General features: G+C 46.9%; 3 protein-coding genes. All 3 read right to left on the minus strand.

Translation table 11 applies throughout. The features are described 5' to 3' along the window. A partial coding sequence (gatB, locus tag ABGY95_RS08080; RefSeq protein ID WP_347441177.1) for an Asp-tRNA(Asn)/Glu-tRNA(Gln) amidotransferase subunit GatB occupies positions 1-960 on the minus strand: 960 nt, incomplete at its 3' end. A 73-nt stretch (positions 961-1033) separates the two neighbouring features. Further along, on the minus strand, positions 1034-1840 hold the full coding sequence (locus ABGY95_RS08085) for a hypothetical protein (protein ID WP_347441178.1): 807 nt from the start codon (positions 1838-1840) through the stop codon (positions 1034-1036). A gap of 242 nt (positions 1841-2082) precedes the next feature. Beyond that, positions 2083-2232 (minus strand): hypothetical protein, encoded by a 150-nt coding sequence (locus ABGY95_RS08090; RefSeq protein WP_347441179.1) that lies wholly within the window; start codon positions 2230-2232, stop codon positions 2083-2085. Positions 2233-2567: the final 335 nt, after the last annotated feature.

Genomic DNA, 2567 nt, shown 5'->3' on the forward strand with positions numbered 1-2567 from the left:
GTAGTCGCTGACAAAGCGATCACGTTTGTCATGTGGAAGTTCTGGTACGAAAGCCTTCATCTTATCAAACAACTCGCCTGTATTGACTGGTAAGAGGTCTGGTTCAGGGAAGTAGCGATAATCGTGCGAGTCCTCCTTGACACGCATTACCGATGTCTGGCCAGTGTTAGGGTCCCAAGCTAGAGTTGCCTGGACCTGTTCGATGCCCATGTCGAGTTCTTCAATCTGACGATCGATTTCATAATAAATAGCACTGCGAACTGAAGAGGTGGAGTTGAGGTTTTTGATCTCAAGCTTGGTGCCCAATTCGGTTGCGCCTTTCTTGCGTACTGAGATGTTAACGTCGCAGCGCATCTGGCCTTTGTCCATGTCGGCATCAGAAATTTTTCCGTACTGGAGAATCTGCTGCAAGGATTTGACGAATGCGTATGCTTCCTCAGCACTATCAATATCAGGCTCAGTCACAATCTCCATCAATGGAGTACCAGCACGGTTGTAATCGATAGTAGACGAATTCGCTAAATGAGTGGACTTAGCAACGTCTTCCTCAAGGTGAATGCGGTCCATCTTGACTGTCTTACCAGGGGTAGCAATCTGCTTTTGAGCATCCTTGTGGTAGGCCAGATCGTAGAGGGGGACGCCGCCGCCAGCACAGAGTGGTAGGTCGAATTGCGTGAGCTGGAAGTTCTTTGGCATGTCAGGGTAGAAGTAGTTCTTACGATCCCACTTAGAAATTTCTGGAGTTACACAGTTGAGTAACATGCCCGCTAGAATAGTCTGCTCGATTGCGTGCTTGTTGAGCACAGGTAGAGCTCCTGGGAGACCCAGGCAAACTGGGCAGACATTGGTGTTGGGCTCGTGGCCGTAACCGGCGCGACAAGCACAAAACATTTTGCTCTGAGCTGTGATTTGGCAGTGAACTTCGAGACCGATAGTTGCGATGTAGTCTTCTCTAGGCATGGTGAAAAAATTGTGATGTGTAATTGAAAATCTGAAACTGGGCGGGTGTGCCTCGTGCTTTGTTGGTGATGGTCTAGCGGAGCTTGAGGGCTTGTTCAATATTGATCTGTGAGATGGCGTGATTCAGTTCAGGATCCGCCAATAGAGCGATGAAGCTTGGATGCTTGAGAATGGCTGCAGAATCACCGTTTTCGATGCTATCTTTGACTTCAGGGTCTTGCAGGAAATCCTGAAGCCTAGGGGATTGTAACGTGCTAGCTATCGCGGGGTCAGCGGCGAGTGCCTGAAGTTTCTCAGGCGATGCTACCTGCATGATGGCTAACTTGGCTAAGTTCTGGGAGCAGCTTTCCTCTTGGGTGATAAACCGAGCAACCTGTTTTCCAAGAGTAGAGTTGAGAAAATCATACTTCAGCTTGGCCAAGCTGGGAAATTCGTCAGGGGTCACGCCACTCGCGTGTGCGAGCCAGTAGTCCACCTCAGCCCGTGTTCCTTTATCCACAAGACGGTGCATCCCCAGCAGACAGATGACAAAACCTAAGGCGAAGCCGGTAAGTAGACCCAATAGCCCAGAGCCTTTTTTACGTTCTTCATCTTTGGCAAATGGGTTTGAGAAAAAATCCGTGAGCGTCTTGAGTAAAAGGAATGCTATAATCCCGGAAACAATTCCACAGACGTATTGCCCGTACTCGGGAATCTCACGCCAGTTGTCTAATACCAACGGGTAGCCAAATTGATAGCCAGCCCAGCCAGCAACTAGAGTGCCGACTAAACATAAAAAACCATAAAACAATTTAAGCGCACCTTTGGCGAAACCCAGCGCAGCAAACACAAGGATCACTAACATGATCACCCCCGATGCACCGATTTCGCCAAAATTCATTAAATCAGATACAATAGAACAGAGAGCATGGCGTCGATGCTTAAAGCTGTTGTAGAGATATTCAGCGCTGCTCTGGGTAAAAATATCTACCAGACCTAGGACGGACCCACGGCGATATTATCGCTATCAAAGCTAGTAGCTGACTGTGTCCGTATCCCAATATAGGAGAATTTTAGGCCACACTGGCATGCGAATGAATATCCTGTAGCTATTGAATACGCTAGGTTTTCGTTAGTATCACTCTAGTAGCTACCAGTGATCTCATTTTCCCCACCAAAGCCCGCAATATTTGTAGAGATCGGCAGGAGGATCCAACGATGCTGAGTGATTTCTTGAGCAATTACCGCCGCAGAAAAACAAAGTACGACAAAGTAATTAAGTACTAATTTCATGGGATTGATCGGAAATAAAAATACCTCTATCATCGAGGCGTTAAATATACAAACTTGTGAGGCTGCTCTTGCAGATAAGATGATTAGCCAACAAGTAACTAGGATGCAGCAGTATATCGGGAACAGGAGGATAGAGCGATAGGACCGATGGGTGCACGCCCTTCATGTAAAAATACGCATTCTTGAACTTCTTCACTTTTAATTTTTTCCGGAACTAGGGTAAAGAGCCAATGAAAAAGTAGAAGCAGAACAAAGACCAAAAAGGGGAGGAAGCTGTCCACGAAAATAAAACCCGCAAGTCAGATAAAACTTAGTGTGAGTTGTATACTTGCAAC

Origin of the sequence: Rubritalea sp. (genome assembly GCF_039830215.1) — a bacterium.
Lineage (GTDB): Bacteria > Verrucomicrobiota > Verrucomicrobiia > Verrucomicrobiales > Akkermansiaceae > Rubritalea.

Coding starts and splice junctions, on each gene's coding strand:
- ABGY95_RS08085 (WP_347441178.1), bottom strand. CDS start 1,840: ATGAATTTTGGCGAAATCGGTGCATCGGGGGTGATCATGTTAGTGATC.
- ABGY95_RS08090 (WP_347441179.1), bottom strand. CDS start 2,232: ATGAAATTAGTACTTAATTACTTTGTCGTACTTTGTTTTTCTGCGGCG.